At 63.2% G+C, this 15,874-nt stretch carries 13 protein-coding genes; all 13 read right to left on the minus strand.

Annotated features, from left to right (window positions below):
- Positions 1–52: 52 nt before the first annotated feature.
- The 13 genes from rfaE1 to gyrA all read right to left on the minus strand — a co-directional run bounded on the left by rfaE1 (position 53) and on the right by gyrA (position 15,835).
- Entirely contained in the window at positions 53–985 is a 933-nt protein-coding gene (gene rfaE1, locus SUTH_RS09835) for a D-glycero-beta-D-manno-heptose-7-phosphate kinase (protein WP_052473512.1), read from the minus strand.
- A complete protein-coding gene (locus SUTH_RS09840) occupies positions 982–2,304 on the minus strand; it encodes a UDP-glucose dehydrogenase family protein (protein ID WP_041098931.1) in 1,323 nt (440 codons plus the stop codon). The genes rfaE1 and SUTH_RS09840 overlap by 4 nt, the downstream gene beginning before the upstream one ends.
- Positions 2,305–2,311: 7 nt before the next feature.
- Positions 2,312–3,487 (minus strand): lipopolysaccharide assembly protein LapB, encoded by a 1,176-nt coding sequence (gene lapB, locus SUTH_RS09845; protein WP_041098934.1) that lies wholly within the window; start codon positions 3,485–3,487, stop codon positions 2,312–2,314.
- Between the two features lie 4 nt (positions 3,488–3,491).
- Positions 3,492–3,809, minus strand: coding sequence for a lipopolysaccharide assembly protein LapA domain-containing protein (locus tag SUTH_RS09850; protein ID WP_231850988.1), 318 nt, complete (start codon positions 3,807–3,809; stop codon positions 3,492–3,494).
- 6 nt (positions 3,810–3,815) lie between these two features.
- Positions 3,816–4,100: an integration host factor subunit beta gene (locus tag SUTH_RS09855; protein WP_041098936.1), complete on the minus strand. Its 285-nt coding sequence runs from the start codon at positions 4,098–4,100 to the stop codon at positions 3,816–3,818.
- A 10-nt stretch (positions 4,101–4,110) separates the two neighbouring features.
- Positions 4,111–5,832, minus strand: coding sequence for a 30S ribosomal protein S1 (gene rpsA / locus SUTH_RS09860; protein ID WP_171817350.1), 1,722 nt, complete (start codon positions 5,830–5,832; stop codon positions 4,111–4,113).
- A gap of 120 nt (positions 5,833–5,952) precedes the next feature.
- Positions 5,953–7,890 carry a bifunctional 3-phosphoshikimate 1-carboxyvinyltransferase/cytidylate kinase gene (locus SUTH_RS09865; protein WP_041098938.1) on the minus strand — a complete coding sequence of 646 codons (1,938 nt, stop codon included), beginning with the start codon at positions 7,888–7,890 and terminating at the stop codon, positions 5,953–5,955.
- Complete coding sequence (locus tag SUTH_RS09870) at positions 7,890–8,783, minus strand: prephenate dehydrogenase (RefSeq protein WP_041098940.1); 894 nt, start codon at positions 8,781–8,783, stop codon at positions 7,890–7,892. The genes SUTH_RS09865 and SUTH_RS09870 overlap by 1 nt, the downstream gene beginning before the upstream one ends.
- The gene (hisC, locus tag SUTH_RS09875) at positions 8,783–9,871 is read right to left on the minus strand and encodes a histidinol-phosphate transaminase (RefSeq protein ID WP_041098942.1); all 1,089 of its coding nucleotides are present in this window, start codon (positions 9,869–9,871) and stop codon (positions 8,783–8,785) included. Before hisC ends, SUTH_RS09870 begins: the two co-directional genes overlap by 1 nt.
- A gap of 10 nt (positions 9,872–9,881) precedes the next feature.
- Positions 9,882–10,964, minus strand: coding sequence for a prephenate dehydratase (gene pheA, locus SUTH_RS09880; protein WP_041098943.1), 1,083 nt, complete (start codon positions 10,962–10,964; stop codon positions 9,882–9,884).
- A gap of 2 nt (positions 10,965–10,966) precedes the next feature.
- Entirely contained in the window at positions 10,967–12,163 is a 1,197-nt protein-coding gene (locus SUTH_RS09885) for a phosphoglycerate dehydrogenase (RefSeq protein ID WP_041098945.1), read from the minus strand.
- Between the two features lie 4 nt (positions 12,164–12,167).
- A complete protein-coding gene (serC, locus tag SUTH_RS09890) occupies positions 12,168–13,250 on the minus strand; it encodes a 3-phosphoserine/phosphohydroxythreonine transaminase (RefSeq protein ID WP_041102150.1) in 1,083 nt (360 codons plus the stop codon).
- A 5-nt stretch (positions 13,251–13,255) separates the two neighbouring features.
- Positions 13,256–15,835 (minus strand): DNA gyrase subunit A, encoded by a 2,580-nt coding sequence (gene gyrA / locus SUTH_RS09895; RefSeq protein WP_041098947.1) that lies wholly within the window; start codon positions 15,833–15,835, stop codon positions 13,256–13,258.
- Positions 15,836–15,874 lie beyond the last annotated feature (39 nt).

A 15,874-nucleotide genomic window follows, 5' to 3' on the forward strand; every position in this document is an offset into this window, starting at 1 on the left:
TATGCTGGAACTAAATCCGCAGGCGCCGGTGACGACGTAGTACATAGGACCCCTAGTTGACCTGTTTCAATTCGTCGAGAGAACACGTTGCAGTGCCGAGTTTTCCAACCACGATACCAGCCGCGAGATTGGCCTGACGCATGGCCTGCGGCAGGGACAGGCCGCTGCCCAGCATCACCGCCAGCGTCGCGATGACCGTATCTCCGGCACCGCTGACATCATAAACCTCGCGCGCCACCGCCGGCTCATGGGAGACATCGCCCGGCGAAAACAGCGTCATGCCTTCCTCGCTGCGGGTGACCAGCAGCGCGTCCAGTTTCAATTCATCGCGCAGGCGAGTGGCCTTCTGCGCAAGCTCCTTGTCGTCCTGCCAGCGGCCGACCACCTGCCGCAGTTCGGAACGATTGGGCGTGAGCAGCGTCGCGCCGGCGTAACGGGCATAGTCCTCGCCCTTGGGATCGACCAGTACCGGCTTGCCTGCGGTTCGGGCGAGGCGAATCATCTCGGTGATATGGGTGAGGCCGCCCTTGCCGTAGTCGGAGAGGATCACGACATCGCAGGCGGCCAGCTTCGATTCGAAATCCGCCAGCTTGGCTTGCAGCACTTCGTGATCCGGCGCGTTCTCGAAGTCGATGCGCAACAGTTGCTGCTGGCGGCCGACCACGCGCAGCTTGACGGTGGTGCTGAGCTTGGCATCCTCGTGCAGGCTGCATTCGATGCCGGAGTCCTTCATCAGCCGCGCCAGATTCTGTCCGGCTTCGTCGGCACCCACCACCGACAGCAAGGCCACGCGCGCGCCCAGTGCCGCGCAGTTGCGCGCGACGTTGGCGGCGCCGCCCGGACGTTCCTCGCTGCGCTCGACCTTGACCACGGGTACCGGTGCTTCCGGCGAAATCCGCGAGACCTCGCCGAACCAGTAGCGGTCCAGCATCACGTCGCCGACCACCAGGATGCGGGTAGCCGAGGTATCGGGAACCGTGTTCATAGCCTGCCTATCGGGAAATACTCCAGCCCGGCCTTGCGGGGCGTGGCGGGATCGTAAAGGTTGCGGCCGTCGAAAATCACCGGCGTCTTCAGTCGGGCCTTGATGGCCTCGAAGTCGGGACTGCGGAATTCCTTCCATTCGGTGACGATGGCCAGCGCATCCGCACCGTCCAGTGCATCCATCGGCGTCGCGGCATAGTGAATGCGCGGGTTCTCACCGAGTATCCGCTGCGCCTCGTGAGCGGCCACCGGATCGTAGGCGCGGATCGATGCGCCGCGCGCCAGCAGATCGGCGATCAGCACCAGGCTCGGCGCTTCGCGCATGTCGTCGGTATTCGGCTTGAAGGCCAGGCCCCACAGGGCGAAGGTCTTGCCGCTGAGGTCGGCCCCGAGGCGTTTGGTGATCTTCTGCGCCAGCACACCCTTTTGCGCTTCGTTGGCGGCCTCGACGGCTTGCAGCACCTGCAAAGCCTGTCCGGCCTCCTGTGCGGTGCGAATCAGGGCCTGGACGTCCTTGGGGAAACAGGAACCGCCGTAGCCGACGCCCGGATACAGGAAATGAAAACCGATGCGCGGATCGGAGCCGATGCCCTTCCTCACCAGTTCAATGTCGGCACCGAGCTTTTCTGCGAGGTTCGCCAACTCGTTCATGAAGCTGATGCGCGTCGCCAGCATGGCATTGGCGGCATACTTTGTCAGCTCCGCGCTCTTCACGTCCATCACGATCAGGCGTTCGTGGTTGCGCTGGAAGGGCGCGTAGAGCTCGCGCATCAACTCGATGGCGCGCGAGTCATCGGCGCCGACGACAATGCGGTCGGGCTTCATGAAGTCGTCCACCGCCGCGCCTTCCTTGAGGAATTCGGGGTTGGAGACGACGCTGAAATCAATCTTGGCGCCTCGTGCCGCCAGCTCTTCGGCAATCGCCACCCGCACCTTGTCCGCAGTGCCGACCGGCACCGTGGACTTGTCCACCACGACCTTGTAGCCGGTCATGTGACGCCCCACGTTACGCGCCGCGGCGACCACGTATTGCAGGTCGGCGGAACCGTCCTCGTCGGGCGGCGTGCCGACGGCAATGAACTGCAGCACGCCGTGGGCGACCGCGGTTTCGATGTCGGTGGTGAAGCGCAGGCGCCCCGCCGCCACGTTCTTCTTCACCATGGCTTCCAGACCCGGCTCGTAGATCGGGATGCCGCCTTCGTTGAGGGTGCGTATCTTGGTCGCGTCGAGATCGAGGCAGAGTACGTCGTTGCCGACGTCCGCTAGACAGGTGCCGGAAACAAGACCGACGTAGCCGGTGCCGATGACTGTGATTTTCATGCGTTGATTAAAGAGTGATGTCGAATTCTTCGGTGCGCTTCGGCGGATAGGTTTCCCAGCCGCCGCAGCCCGGGCAGCGCCAGTAGAACTGGCGCGCCTTGAACCCGCAGGCATCGCAGCGATAGCGCGCGACGCGGCGGGTGTGATTGTGGATCAGGTTCTTGATCAGTTCCAGGTCGGCCCGCTTTTCCGGGGGGACCACCAGAATCTGCGCCTCCAGTAGCTTGTCGAGCCCGAGCAGCGTCGGATTGCGCCGCAGCTCATCGCGCACCAGCGCGTAGGCCGCCTCGGCGCCATCGTTGTCGAGTTCGGCACGGAATACCGCGTCCAGCAGGTCCAGCGACGGGTGGCGCTCCAGCCAGCCGCGCAGCAGCTGGATGCCTTGTTCCTTGCGGCCCAGCTGGATGTGGGCCGCCAGCAGCTTCTCCGCCGCCAGCGCGAGATATACCGGATTCTGCTGCTCGATGCGTTTCCAGTAGTCGATCGCCGTCTCACCGGCGCCGACTTTCGCCGCCAGATCGCCCAGCAACAAGGTGGCGCGCACGCATTTCCGATTGGCGGCCAGCGCCTCGTCAAGCAGGCGCTGCGCTTCGTCATGACGGTCGTGCAGCATTTCATTGGCGGCCATCTCGCAACGAAACTCGGCGATTTCCTTTTGCCAGAGATGGTCGGAATGGTTCGGCATCGCATCACAGATGGCAATGGCCTTGGCCCACTCCTTCTCCTGCTGGTAGATTTCCAGCAGGTTTTTCAGCGCTTCATCGTCGCGGTCGGTGCCGCGCAGCTTGACGAATATTTCCTCGGCGCGATCGAGCAGGCCGGCCTTGAGATAGTCCTGGCCAAGCTCGGAGAGGGCGTGCAGCCGCTGCTTGGCGGACAAGCCGTCACGCTCGATGAGATTCTGATGCACGCGGATCGCGCGGTCGGTCTCGCCGCGACGACGAAACAGGTTGCCCAGCGCGAAATGCAGTTCAATGGTTTCCGGATCGACGCGCGCCGCCTCGATGAAGGCTTCGATGGCCTGATCCGGCTGCTCGTTGAGCAGGAAATTCAGTCCTTTGAAATACGAACGCGGCAAGGCACGCGATTCTTTCAGGAGGTGTTTGATGTCTATCCGCGCGGCGATCCAGCCGAGGCCGAAAAATGCCGGCAATACCAGCAACCACCAGAGTTCGATTTCCATGACGCTAGCTCGTCTCGCGATCGGATTTGCGCCGGGGACGCAGGAACGCGCCCAGGGCGGCCGTCAGGCCGACCGCGACGCCAATGGCAAACACGGTGAGGATGACCACCGAGACCGGCGCTGTCCAACTCTGATCGAGGAAGAAACGCAACTCCATCGGGCCACTGTTCTTGATCGCCAGGCCGAACAGCCCGACAAAGACCACGATACGCAACAGCCAGACAAGAAGCTTGAGCAAAGTGGTCACGGCAAGGTCGTCGAAAACATTAATGAAAAAAAGCGGCACCTGTCTAAGGTGCCGCCTTGATGCGAGTTGCAACACCGCGACTCATGGCCGGTAATCGACCCGCTCCCGCAACTCCTTGCCGGCCTTGAAATGGGGCACGTACTTTTCAGGTACCTGCACCTTGTCGCCCGACTTGGGATTGCGACCGACGCGCGGCGGCCGATAATTCAGGGCAAAACTGCCGAAGCCGCGAATCTCGATGCGATCACCGCGGACCAGCGCCGCGGTGAGGGCATCGAGCATCATCTTGACGGCATAGTCGGCATCCTTCGCCACCAGCTGGGGAAAACGCTCCGCCAGCCGGGCGATGAGCTCCGATTTGGTCATGAGATCTGGCTTATTGCTGGTTCTGGTTGAGCTTGGCCTTGAGCAGCGCGCCCAGATTGGTCGTGCCGCTGCTGGCCGAACTGTCGGAAGCCAGCTTCTGCATTGCCTGGCTCTGCTCCACCTGATCCTTGGCCTTGATCGACAGGTTGATCGAACGCGTCTTGCGATCGACGTTGACGATCATGGTTTCGATCACGTCGCCGACCTTCAGGTGCTGGGTCAGGTCTTCGATGCGATCGCGGGAGAACTCGGAAACGCGCAGGTAGCCTTCGACTTCGGAACCCAGATCAACCGTTGCGCCGCGCTGATCGACACTGGTCACCGTGCCGGACACCAGGCTGTTCTTGTCGTGGGTGGCAACGAAGCTGGTGAAGGGATCGCCATCGAGCTGCTTGACGCCGAGCGAGATGCGCTCCTTCTCGACATCGATCGACAGCACCACGGCCTCGACTTCATCGCCCTTCTTGAAGTTCTGCTTGGCTTCCTCGCCGGTGGCCGACCAGGACAGGTCGGACAGGTGCACCAGGCCGTCGATGCCGCCGGGCAGGCCGATGAAGATGCCGAAGTCGGTGATCGACTTGATGGCGCCACGAACCTTGTCGCCCTTCTTGTGATTCATCGCGAAATCGTCCCACGGGTTCGCCATGCACTGCTTCATGCCGAGCGAAATGCGGCGACGGTCTTCGTCGATTTCCAGGATCATCACTTCGACTTCGTCGCCCAGCTGGACAACCTTGGTCGGATGGATGTTCTTGTTGGTCCAGTCCATTTCGGAGACGTGCACCAGGCCTTCGATGCCCTGCTCGATCTCGACGAAGGAACCGTAATCGGTGAGGTTGGTGACCTTGCCGAACAGGCGGGTGTTGGCCGGGTAGCGGCGGGAGATTCCCACCCACGGATCTTCGCCGAGCTGCTTCATGCCCAGCGAGACGCGGTTCTTTTCCTGGTCGAACTTGAGCACCTTGGCAGTGACTTCGTCGCCGACGTTGAGCACTTCCGACGGATGACGCACGCGACGCCAGGCCAGGTCGGTGATGTGCAGCAGGCCATCGATGCCGCCGAGGTCAACAAATGCGCCGTAGTCGGTGATGTTCTTGACGATGCCCTTGACGATGGTGCCTTCCTGGAGGTTTTCCAGCAGCTTCTGGCGCTCTTCGCCCATGCTGGCTTCGAGCACGGCGCGGCGCGAGACCACCACGTTGTTGCGCTTGCGGTCGAGCTTGATGACCTTGAATTCGTATTCCTTGCCTTCGAAGGGCGTGGTGTCCTTGACCGGGCGCGTATCGACCAGCGAGCCGGGCAGGAAGGCGCGGATGCCATTGACCATGACGGTCAGGCCGCCCTTGACCTTGCCGGTGATCAGACCCTTGACCAGGGCGCTGTCGACCATGGCCTTGTCGAGATCGTTCCAGGCGGCGATGCGCTTGGCCTTTTCACGCGAGAGGCGCGTTGCGCCGTAACCGTCTTCGAGCATCTCGATCGCCACCAGGACGAAATCGCCCGGCTTGGCTTCGAGTTCGCCACGTTCATTGTGGAATTCCTCGACGGGGATCATGCTTTCGGACTTGAGGCCCGCATTGACGACCACGAAGTTCTGGTCGATGCGAACAATTTCGGCGGTGATGACTTCACCGGCACGCATTTCCTGGCGCTGGAGGCTTTCTTCGAACAGAGCGGCAAAGCTCTCCATGGGTGAAGCTTGTGTAGCTTCGGCAATAGCAGCAGTAGACATTGAGTGAGGGACCTTACGGATGTTTGTCACCGGGGTGACGGGTTGGTTGAATTTCGTCGCAGAGGCCGGGCGGCCGTTGCGACACCTTTGATGCAAAAAAACTTCCTGCCTGATGCATGATCACAAAGACTGCCGTTTGACGATAGCCATCACGGCAGCCACTGCTTCGTCGATGCCCAGCGGGGTGGTATCCACCAGAACCGCATCGTCGCATTGCTTGAGGGGTGCCACGCTGCGCTGGGCGTCGCGTGCATCCCGCTCCTGCAAATCCTGCAAAAGGGCGTGCATGTTAGCAGGCATCCCCTTTGCGATCAACTGTTTATAGCGTCTTTCTGCGCGTGCTTCGGCCGAAGCGGTGAGAAACACCTTGGCGGCGGCATCGGGGAATACCACCGAAGCCATATCGCGCCCGTCCGCCACCAGTCCGGGAAAGCGCCGATAGGCCCGCTGCCGGGCCAACAGCGCGGCCCGCACTGTTGGCAGGGCCGCGACTTTCGAGGCGCCGGCCGAGATTTCTTCGGTGCGGATGGCATCCGTTACGTCGTCGTCCGACAGGAGAATGCGGCCGCCAACAAAACTCGCCGGCAAACCGGCTGCCAGTTCCGCCACACCCACTTCATCGTCAAGTGCCACTCCGGCCCGAACTGCCGCCAGCGCGGTCAGCCGGTACAGCGAGCCGCTGTCCAGGTAGTGGTAGCCCAGCGCCGCCGCGACGCGCTCGGCCACGGTGCCCTTGCCCGAGGCCGAGGGGCCGTCGATGGCGATCACCGGCGCAGTGATTTCAGCCAGTGCATCAAAGTAATCGGGAAAAGTCTTGTTCACGCAGTACGGATCGTTGATGGTGACCGGCACGCCGCCAAGTGCGGCCAGCGCGAAGCACATTGCCATGCGGTGGTCGTCGTAGGTGTCGATCGCCGCGTTCGATACAAGAGTCGGCGCTGGAGATACGGCGATATAGTCGGTGCCCTCCTCTACGGACGCACCGAGCTTTCTCAGTTCCGTCGCCATCGCTGCGATGCGGTCGGTTTCCTTGACGCGCCATGAGGCAATGTTGCGCAGGACGCAGCGGCCATCGGCGAACAGCGCCGCCACGGCCAGAGTCATCGCCGCGTCGGGGATGTGGTTGAGGTCGAGGTCGAAGGCCTTCAGCTTGCCCGACTCGGGCGCACGCGCCTCGATGTGCTGCCCGCCCCACGCGATGTGGGCGCCCATGGCCTTGAGCGCGTCGGCAAAGCGCACATCGCCCTGGATGCTGTCGCGGCCGACGCCCTCGACCCGCACCGGCCCACCGCCGATCGCGCCGGCCGCAAGGAAATAGGACGCCGCCGAAGCGTCACCTTCGACATGCAGCACGCCCGGACTACGGTAGCGCTGCGCCGCCGGAATCGTGAAGCGCTGCCAGCCTTCGCGCTGCACCTTCACGCCGAAGCGCGCCATGAGGTTCAGCGTGATCTCGATGTAGGGCTTGGAGATGAGTTCGGTCGTCATCTCGATCACGGCCTCGGCGCCGGTAAGCGGCAAGGCCATCAGCAGCGCGGTGAGGAATTGCGAGGAGACATCGCCGCGCAGCCGGATCGGCGTGGCAAGTTTCACGTGCGCGGGATGGATGGCCAGTGGCGGGAAACCGGGCTTGCCCGTGTAACGGATATCGGCGCCGATCTGCCGCAGGCCATCGACCAGATCGCCGATCGGCCGCTCGTGCATGCGCGGCACTCCGGAAAGCCGATAGTGTCCGCCGGACAGGGCCAGCGCCGCCGTCAGCGGGCGAATCGCCGTGCCGGCATTGCCCATGAAGAGATCGGCATCCTTGACCGGGAATACGCCGTCGCAGCCTTCTACCCGCCAGGCATTGCAGCCCAGCGCCGTAACGCCAACGCCGACTTTGCCCAGCGCCGCCAGCATCACGCGCGTGTCATCGGAGTCCAGCAGGTCGCGGATTTCGGTGCTGCCTTCGGCCAGCGCCGCGAGCAGCAGCATGCGGTTGGAGATGCTTTTTGAACCCGGCAAACGGACGTTGCCCGAAGCCTCGCGCAAAGGCGGCAGATGCAGGCTGTCCATCACTCGCCCGGCGGCAACAGGGAATCCAGCCAGGCATCGCGACGCGCGCGTGCCGTCAAAAACAGGGTTTCGAGGCCGGCCGCATCGGCACCGGCAAGCAGCACGCGGGTGCGCATCAGCTCGACCATGTAGGCGTCGAGTTCCTGCAACAGGGCCTGGCGATTGGCGATGCAGATGTCGCGCCACATTTCGGGATGACTGCTGGCAATGCGCGTGAAGTCGCGAAAGCCGCCGGCGGCGAAACCGAACAACTGATCCGAATTCGGCCGCTGCGCAAAATCGTGCACCAGCGCAAAAGCCAGCAGGTGCGGCAGGTGGCTGACGGCGGCGAAAACGCGGTCATGCTCTTGCGGGGCGAGTTGCGAAACCTTGGCGCCGCAAAGCTCCCACACTGTGCGTACCGCCTTCAGGTCGCCGGCCGAGTTTTCCGGCAGCGGTGTCAGCACCACGCGCTTGTCGACATAGAGATCGGACTGGGCCGCCGCCACGCCGCTTTTCTCGGCACCGGCGATCGGGTGGCCGGGAACGAACTGCCCGATCTTGTTGCCAAGGGCCGCGCGCGCCGCCGCGACCACATCGGATTTGGTGCTGCCGCCGTCGGTAACGATGGTATGCGGCTGCAGATGCGGTGCCAGCGCACTCATCACCGCCGGCATCTGGCCCACCGGCATGCCGAGCAGCACCAGATCGGCGCCGTCGAGGGCGGACGCCCAGTCAGTGGCGATCGCGTCGATCACACCCAGTTGCTGCGCCTGCTCCAGCGGCGCGCGCGTGCGCCCCATTCCCACCACCTGCAAATTTCGCCGTAGCGCCAGCGCCGACTTCTTGAGGGCCAGCGCGAAAGAGCCGCCGATCAGCCCGACGCCGCAAATGACGATCTTGCTTTGCGCCATCAGAGCGATTTCTCCAGCGCTTCGAGGAAGCGCGCGTTTTCGGTTTCGAGGCCGATGGTCACGCGCAGATGGTTCGGCAGGCCATAGCCGCCGATCGGGCGCACGATGACGCCTTGCTGCAGCAGCTTGCCGTTCACCGCCGCGCCGTCTTTCACCTCGAAGGTGACGAAATTGCCATGGGACGGAATGTGTTCGAGGCCCAGGCGCTTCAGTCCCGCGACGATCTGTTCCATGCCGCGTCGGTTCAGCTCGAAGCTTTCGGCGACGAAGCCGTGGTCGTCCAGCGCCGCCAAGGCTCCGGCGAGCGCCAGGTTGTTCACGTTGAAGGGTTGGCGCACCCGGTTCAGCAGGTCTGCCACGTCGGCCCGGGCCACGGCATAGCCGATGCGCAAGCCGGCGAGGCCGTAGATCTTCGAGAAGGTGCGGGTCACGATCAGGTTCGGGAGGTCCTTGATCCACGCCACCGTGTCGGCCCGATCGGCCGGCGCGAGATATTCCGTATAGGCCTCGTCGAGCACGACCGCGATGTCCGCCGGAATCTTGTCGATGAAAGCGCGCAATTCGGCTTGCGGCAGGAAGTTGCCCGTAGGGTTGTTCGGGTTGGCGATCCAGACGATCCGGGTGTCGGGACGAATTGCCGCCAGCATGGCCGCGGGATCGTGGCCGTAGTGTTTTGCCGGCGCGACGATGCACTCGGCGCCAGCCGCCATGCTCGCCAGCGGATAAACAGCGAACGCATGTCTGGAAAATACCGCGGAGCGCCCCGGCGCCAGAAAGACGCGGGCGGCCAGATCGAGCACATCGTTCGAGCCGTTGCCAAGCACCACCTGCCCGGTCGCCACGCCATGCCGTTCGGCCAGCGCCGCAATCAGGTCGAACTGGTCCGGATAGCGCTCGACACCGGCCAGAGCCGCCTCGACAGCCTTGCGTGCCTTGGGGCTCATGCCCAGCGGATTTTCGTTGGAGGCCAGCTTGACGATCTTCTCGACCGGAATGCCCATCTGGCGGGCGAGTTCGGTGATCGGCTTGCCGGGGATATAGGGCGAAATGGCGCGAATGTAGGCCGGCGCCTGGAGAACAATGCTCATGGTCGGAGTCTCAGTAAACTGCTTTGGGATAGGAGCCCAGTTCCTTGACGAAGCCGGCGCGGTGGCGGAGTTCTTCCAGCGCACGGGCGACTGCCGGCTCGCTGCGATGCCCCTCGATGTCGATGTAGAACACATATTCCCAGCGACTGCCGCCGAAACCGCGGGCCGGGCGGGATTCCAGCCGGCTCATGGATACGCCGTTGTCGGCAAACGGCGCCAGCAACTGATACACGGCGCCCGGTCGGTTCTGCGCCGAGCAGACCAGCGATGTGCGATCCGAGCCGGAAACTCCTGCGTCATGTTCGGCGACGATGACGAAGCGGGTCGTGTTGTTGGGGTCGTCCTCGATGCTGGCGGCAATGATCGGCAAGGCGTAGAGTTCCGCCGCCGCATCTCCCGCCACCGCAGCGGCACCGGCCTCGCCGGCCGCCAGGCGCGCGGCCTCGGCGTTGCTCGCCACCGGCACGCGCGGCACCAGCGGCAGGTTGCGGTTGAGCCACTCGTGACATTGCGCCAGCGACTGGGCGTGGGAATAGATGCGAGTCACGTCGGCCAACGTGGCGCAGCGGGTCATCAAGTTGTGATGGATCGGCAGATTGATTTCGCCACAAATCTGCAGCGGCGACGACAGCAGCAGGTCGAGCGAGCGGCCGATGGCGCCCTCCGTCGAGTTCTCGATCGGTACCACGCCATAGTGCGCATTGCCGGATTCGATGACACGGAACACATCGTCGATGGCCGGGCACGGCAGCAGTGTCGGCGCTCCGCCAAAGTGTTTGCGCGCGGCCGATTCGGAATAGGTGCCGGCCGGACCCAGATAGGCAATGGTCAGCGGCTGTTCCAGCGCCAGGCAGGCCGACATGACTTCGCGCACGATGCGCTGGGCGGCGGCGGCGGAAAGCGGGCCGGGATTGCGCTCGGCAACCCGGCGCAGCACCTGCGCCTCGCGTTCGGGACGGTAGATGTTGCCCTGCTTGATTTCACCGATGCGACGCGCCAGCTTGGCCCGTTCGTTGATCAGGCGCAGCAGATCACCGTCGATTGCATCGATTCCGTCGCGAAGCTGCCCCAGCTCGTGCGAATCGTCGGCCACCCTCAGCTCTCCGCAGGCAGATAGCGGACCGAAAGCACGCCTTCGATCTTCGCAATCTGGTCGATCACCTTCTTCGGCACCTTGCTGTCAACATCCACCAGCGTGTAGGCCACATCCTTTTTCGACTTGTTCATCATGTTGTGGATGTTCAGCCTGGCGTCGGCCATGGCGGTCGATATCTGGCCGACCATGTTCGGCACGTTGGCGTTGGCGATCGCAATGCGGAAGGCCGATTCGCGCGGCATCGCCACTCCGGGGAAATTCACCGAGTTGACGATGTTGCCGTCGAGCAGGTAGTCGCGCACCTGGTCGGCGACCATGATCGCGCAGTTTTCCTCGGCTTCGCGCGTGGAGGCGCCCAGATGCGGCAGCGCGATGACGTGGGGATGGCTGTTGACCCGCGCGCTGGGAAAGTCGCATACGTAGCAACCCAGTCTCCTGGCATCGAGGGCCGCCAGCACCGCCGCTTCGTCGGCCACGCCCTCGCGCGAAAAATTCAGCAGCACGGCGCCATGCTTCATCTGCTCGATGCTTTCGGCATTGATCATCTTGCGCGTGGCGTCGACCAGCGGCACGTGCAAGGTGACGAAGTTCGAATGCCTGAGCACGTCGCCCAGGGAATTGGCCTTCTTCACCTGCGAAGGCAGGCTCCAGGCCGCATCGACGGTAATTTCCGGATCGTAGCCGATGACATTCATGCCCAGCTTGATCGCGGCGTCGGCGACCAGGCAGCCGATCTTGCCCAGGCCCACCACGCCCAGCGTGTGGCCGGAAATCTCGTAGCCGGCGTAGGTCTTCTTGCCGCCTTCGACCTTCTTCTCCATCTCGGCGTCACTCGGATCCAGCGCGGCGACGAATTTCATCGCGCCACCGATGTTGCGTGCCGCGAGCAGCATGCCGGCCAGCACCAGCTCCTTGACCGCGTTGGCATTGGCGCCGGGAGCGTTGAATACCGGCACGCCGCGCTTTGACATTTCGGCCACCGGAATGTTGTTGGTGCCGGAGCCGGCACGGCCGATCGCCAATACCGACTTCGCTATTTCGACGCTGTGAAGATCAGCCGAACGCAGCAGAATCGCGTCGGGTTTCGCCACGTCCTTGGCACAGGCGAAACGCTCGGCGGGCATCCGCTTCAGGCCGTTCTGCGAGACGTTGTTGAGGACGAGGACTTGAAACTGAGTCAGGGCTTGGTCGACCATGATCTCAACCTTTCTGCGCCGCGAACTCTTTCATGTAGGCCACCAGCGCCTCGACGCCGGCGACCGGCATGGCGTTGTAGATCGAGGCGCGCATGCCGCCCACCGACCGGTGACCCTTGAGCTGGGCCATGCCCCTGGATTTGGCGCCCTTGAGGAACTCCTCGTCGAGCGCGGCATCCTTGAGCGTGAAGGGCACGTTCATGCGCGAACGATCCTCCTTGCGCACCGGGTTGCGGTAGAAATCCGTGGTCGCGAGATAGTCATAGAGCAGGTTGGCCTTGGCGATGTTCTGCCGTTCCATGGCGGCAACGCCACCGTTCTTCTTCAGCCACTGGAACACCAGTCCGGCGATGTAGATGGCATAAGTCGGCGGCGTGTTGTACATCGACTCGGCGTCGACATGGGTCTTGTAGTCGAGCATCGCGGGCGGCGTCGGCTGCGCATGGCCGACGAGGTCGTCGCGGATGATGACGATGGTGAGGCCGGCTGGTCCGATGTTCTTCTGCGCGCCGGCGTAGATCAGGCCGAATTTGCTGACATCAACCGGCTTTGACAGGATGTTCGAGGACATGTCGCAGACCAGCGGCACATCTCCGGTATCCGGCGTCCAGTGGAATTCGACGCCGCCGATGGTTTCGTTGGCCGTGTAATGAACATAGGCAGCGTTCTTGTCGAGCTTCCAGCTCGCTTGCGCCGGCGCGTAGGTGAAGGCCTTGTCCTCGGCGCTGGCGACGACATTGACGTTGCCAAAGGCCTTGGCTGCCTTGATCGCCTTCTTCGCCCATTCGCCGGTATGAACGTAGTCGGCGGCCCCCTTGCCGCGCAACAGGTTGATCGGGATCATCTCGAACTGAGCCGAGGCGCCGCCCTGCAGGAACAGCACCTTGTAATTGGCGGGGATGGCCATCAATTCGCGCAGGTCGGCTTCCGCCTGCGCGGCGATGCCCATGAATTCCTTGCCGCGATGGCTCATTTCCATGACCGAGGTGCCGCTGCCGTGCCAGTCGAGCATCTCGTCGGCCGCCTGCTGGAGAACGGCTTCGGGCAGCGCTGCGGGCCCGGCGCTGAAATTGAATATGCGTGCCATGATCACTACTCCTCGTTAACGGGTTCTTCGGATTCGTCGGATTCGTCGGTTTCAATCACTTTCTCGACGCCGGCCAGATGGGTGCCGTCATCGAGGTTGATCAGCGTCACGCCCTGGGTCGAACGACTCATGACGCGAATGTCGGTGACCCGGGTGCGAATCAGCACGCCGCCGGTCGAGATCAGCATGATCTCTTCGCGGGTTTCGCCCGGTTCGGTCAAGACGGCGGCCACTACCTTGCCATTGCGCTCCGAGGTCTGGATCGCGATCATGCCCTTGGTGCCGCGGCCGTGGCGGGTGTATTCGGCAATCGGGGTGCGTTTGCCGAAGCCGTTCTCGGTTGCGGTGAGGACGGAATAGTTTTCGCTGTCCGCCACCAGCATGGAAATCACCTTCTGCTCGTCTTCCAGCATCATGCCGCGCACGCCGCGCGCTTCGCGGCCCATCGGGCGCACATCGTCCTCGGCGAAGCGCACGGCCTTGCCCGAGTCCGAAAACAGCATGACGTCGCACTGGCCATTGGTAATCGCCACGCCGATCAGGTGGTCGCCCTCGTCCAGGCCGACGGCGATGATGCCGGCCTTGCGCGGATTGGCGAAGCTGGTCAGCGGCGTTTTTTTCACCGTGCCCATGGCCGTGGCCATGAAGACGAAATGCTCCTCGTCGAACTCCTTGACCGGCAGGATGGCGGTGATCTTTTCGCCTTCCTCGAGCGGGAAGAGATTGACGATCGGCTTGCCGCGCGAGTTGCGCGTGCCTTCCGGCGCTTCATAGACCTTGAGCCAGTACACCCGGCCACGGCTGGAAAAGCACAGGATGTAGTCGTGGGTGTTGGCAATAAACAGGCGATCGACGAAATCGTCTTCCTTGATCGCCGCGGCCTGCTTGCCGCGACCGCCGCGACGCTGGGAACGATAGTCGGTCAAGGGCTGGCGCTTGATATAGCCGGTATGCGACAGGGTAACCACCATGTCTTCACGGACGATCAGGTCTTCCAGATTGATGTCGGCGGTGCTGAGCACGATTTCCGAACGTCGCGCATCGCCGAACTGCGCCTTCACTGCCGCCAGTTCGTCGCCGATGATGGTCGTGATGCGCTCGGGGCGGGCCAGGATGTCCAGCAGGTCGGCGATCTGATCCATCACCTCCTTGTACTCGGCGACGATCTTGTCCTGCTCCAGTCCGGTCAGGCGTTGCAGGCGCAGTTCGAGAATCGCCTGGGCCTGGGCATCGGACAGCAGGTAGCCTTGTGCCGACAGACCGAACTCGGGGCCGAGGCCATCGGGACGCGAAGATTCCGCCGCGGCGCGGGCAAGCATGCCTTCCACCAGCGTCGAGCGCCAGGTGCGTGCCATCAGGCCGCGCTTGGCTTCCGCCGGCGTCTGCGCCGCCTTGATCAGGGCAATGATTTCATCGACGTTGGACAAGGCGACGGCGAGGCCTTCGAGGATGTGGCCGCGCTCGCGCGCCTTGCGCAGTTCGAACACCGTACGCCGCGTAATCACTTCGCGCCGGTGGGCGAGGAAACACTGCAGCATGTCCTTCAGGTTGAGCAGGCGCGGACGGCCATCAACCAGGGCCACCATGTTCATGCCGAAGGTGTCCTGCAACTGCGTCTGTTTGTAGAGGTGGTTCAGCACCACCTCGGGCACCTGGCCCTTCTTCAGTTCGATCACCAGGCGCATGCCGGATTTGTCGGATTCGTCCTGGATGTGGGCGATGCCGTCGATCTTCTTCTCGTTGACCAGTTCGGCGATCTTTTCCTGCAAGGTCTTCTTGTTGACCTGGTAGGGCAATTCATCGACCACGATGGCCTGGCGCCCGCTGCGCGACAGGTCCTCGATATGGGTACGCGCGCGCATCACCACGCGGCCGCGGCCGGTCAGGTAGCCGTCGCGCACGCCGGAAACGCCATAGATCAGTCCGGCGGTGGGGAAATCCGGCGCCGGAATGATATTGATCAGTTCGTCGATGGTGGTTGCCGGGTTGCCGAGCAGGGCCAGGCAGGCATCCACCACCTCGTTGAGGTTGTGCGGCGGGATGTTGGTCGCCATGCCGACGGCAATGCCGGACGACCCGTTGATCAGCAGATTCGGGATGCGCGCCGGGAGGATCAGCGGTTCCTGCTCCGAGCCATCGTAGTTCGGGCCGAAATCGACGGTTTCCTTGTCGATGTCGATCAGCAGTTCATGGCCGATGCGCGCCATGCGCACTTCCGTGTAGCGCATGGCCGCCGCATTGTCGCCGTCGACCGAGCCGAAGTTGCCCTGGCCATCGACCAGCATGTAGCGCAGCGAAAAATCCTGCGCCATGCGCACGATGGTGTCGTATACCGCAGTGTCGCCGTGCGGATGGTACTTGCCGATGACGTCGCCGACGATGCGCGCGGACTTCTTGTAGGCCTTGTTCCAGTCGTTGGAAAGCTCGTGCATGGCGAACAGTACGCGGCGATGCACCGGTTTCAAACCATCCCGCACGTCCGGCAGTGCCCGCCCGACGATCACGCTCATGGCGTAATCGAGATAAGAGTGACGCATCTCCTCTTCGAGGCTGATCGGCAGGGTTTCTTTGGCGAACGATGTCATGTAGGCTTGCGTCAGCCGACTTGCGGCGGGCGATGGCGT

The sequence above is a fragment of the Sulfuritalea hydrogenivorans sk43H genome (genome assembly GCF_000828635.1).
GTDB lineage: Bacteria > Pseudomonadota > Gammaproteobacteria > Burkholderiales > Rhodocyclaceae > Sulfuritalea > Sulfuritalea hydrogenivorans.

Excerpts from the sequence above, each read along its gene's own strand:
- serC (WP_041102150.1), bottom strand. The coding sequence starts at position 13,250 with ATGGCACGCATATTCAATTTCAGCGCCGGGCCCGCAGCGCTGCCCGAA.
- rfaE1 (WP_052473512.1), bottom strand. The coding sequence starts at position 985 with ATGAACACGGTTCCCGATACCTCGGCTACCCGCATCCTGGTGGTCGGC.
- rpsA (WP_171817350.1), bottom strand. The coding sequence starts at position 5,832 with ATGTCTACTGCTGCTATTGCCGAAGCTACACAAGCTTCACCCATGGAG.
- hisC (WP_041098942.1), bottom strand. The coding sequence starts at position 9,871 with ATGAGCATTGTTCTCCAGGCGCCGGCCTACATTCGCGCCATTTCGCCC.
- SUTH_RS09855 (WP_041098936.1), bottom strand. The coding sequence starts at position 4,100 with ATGACCAAATCGGAGCTCATCGCCCGGCTGGCGGAGCGTTTTCCCCAG.
- SUTH_RS09870 (WP_041098940.1), bottom strand. The coding sequence starts at position 8,783 with ATGGCGCAAAGCAAGATCGTCATTTGCGGCGTCGGGCTGATCGGCGGC.
- SUTH_RS09865 (WP_041098938.1), bottom strand. The coding sequence starts at position 7,890 with ATGGACAGCCTGCATCTGCCGCCTTTGCGCGAGGCTTCGGGCAACGTC.
- lapB (WP_041098934.1), bottom strand. The coding sequence starts at position 3,487 with ATGGAAATCGAACTCTGGTGGTTGCTGGTATTGCCGGCATTTTTCGGC.
- SUTH_RS09840 (WP_041098931.1), bottom strand. The coding sequence starts at position 2,304 with ATGAAAATCACAGTCATCGGCACCGGCTACGTCGGTCTTGTTTCCGGC.
- gyrA (WP_041098947.1), bottom strand. The coding sequence starts at position 15,835 with ATGACATCGTTCGCCAAAGAAACCCTGCCGATCAGCCTCGAAGAGGAG.
- SUTH_RS09885 (WP_041098945.1), bottom strand. The coding sequence starts at position 12,163 with ATGGTCGACCAAGCCCTGACTCAGTTTCAAGTCCTCGTCCTCAACAAC.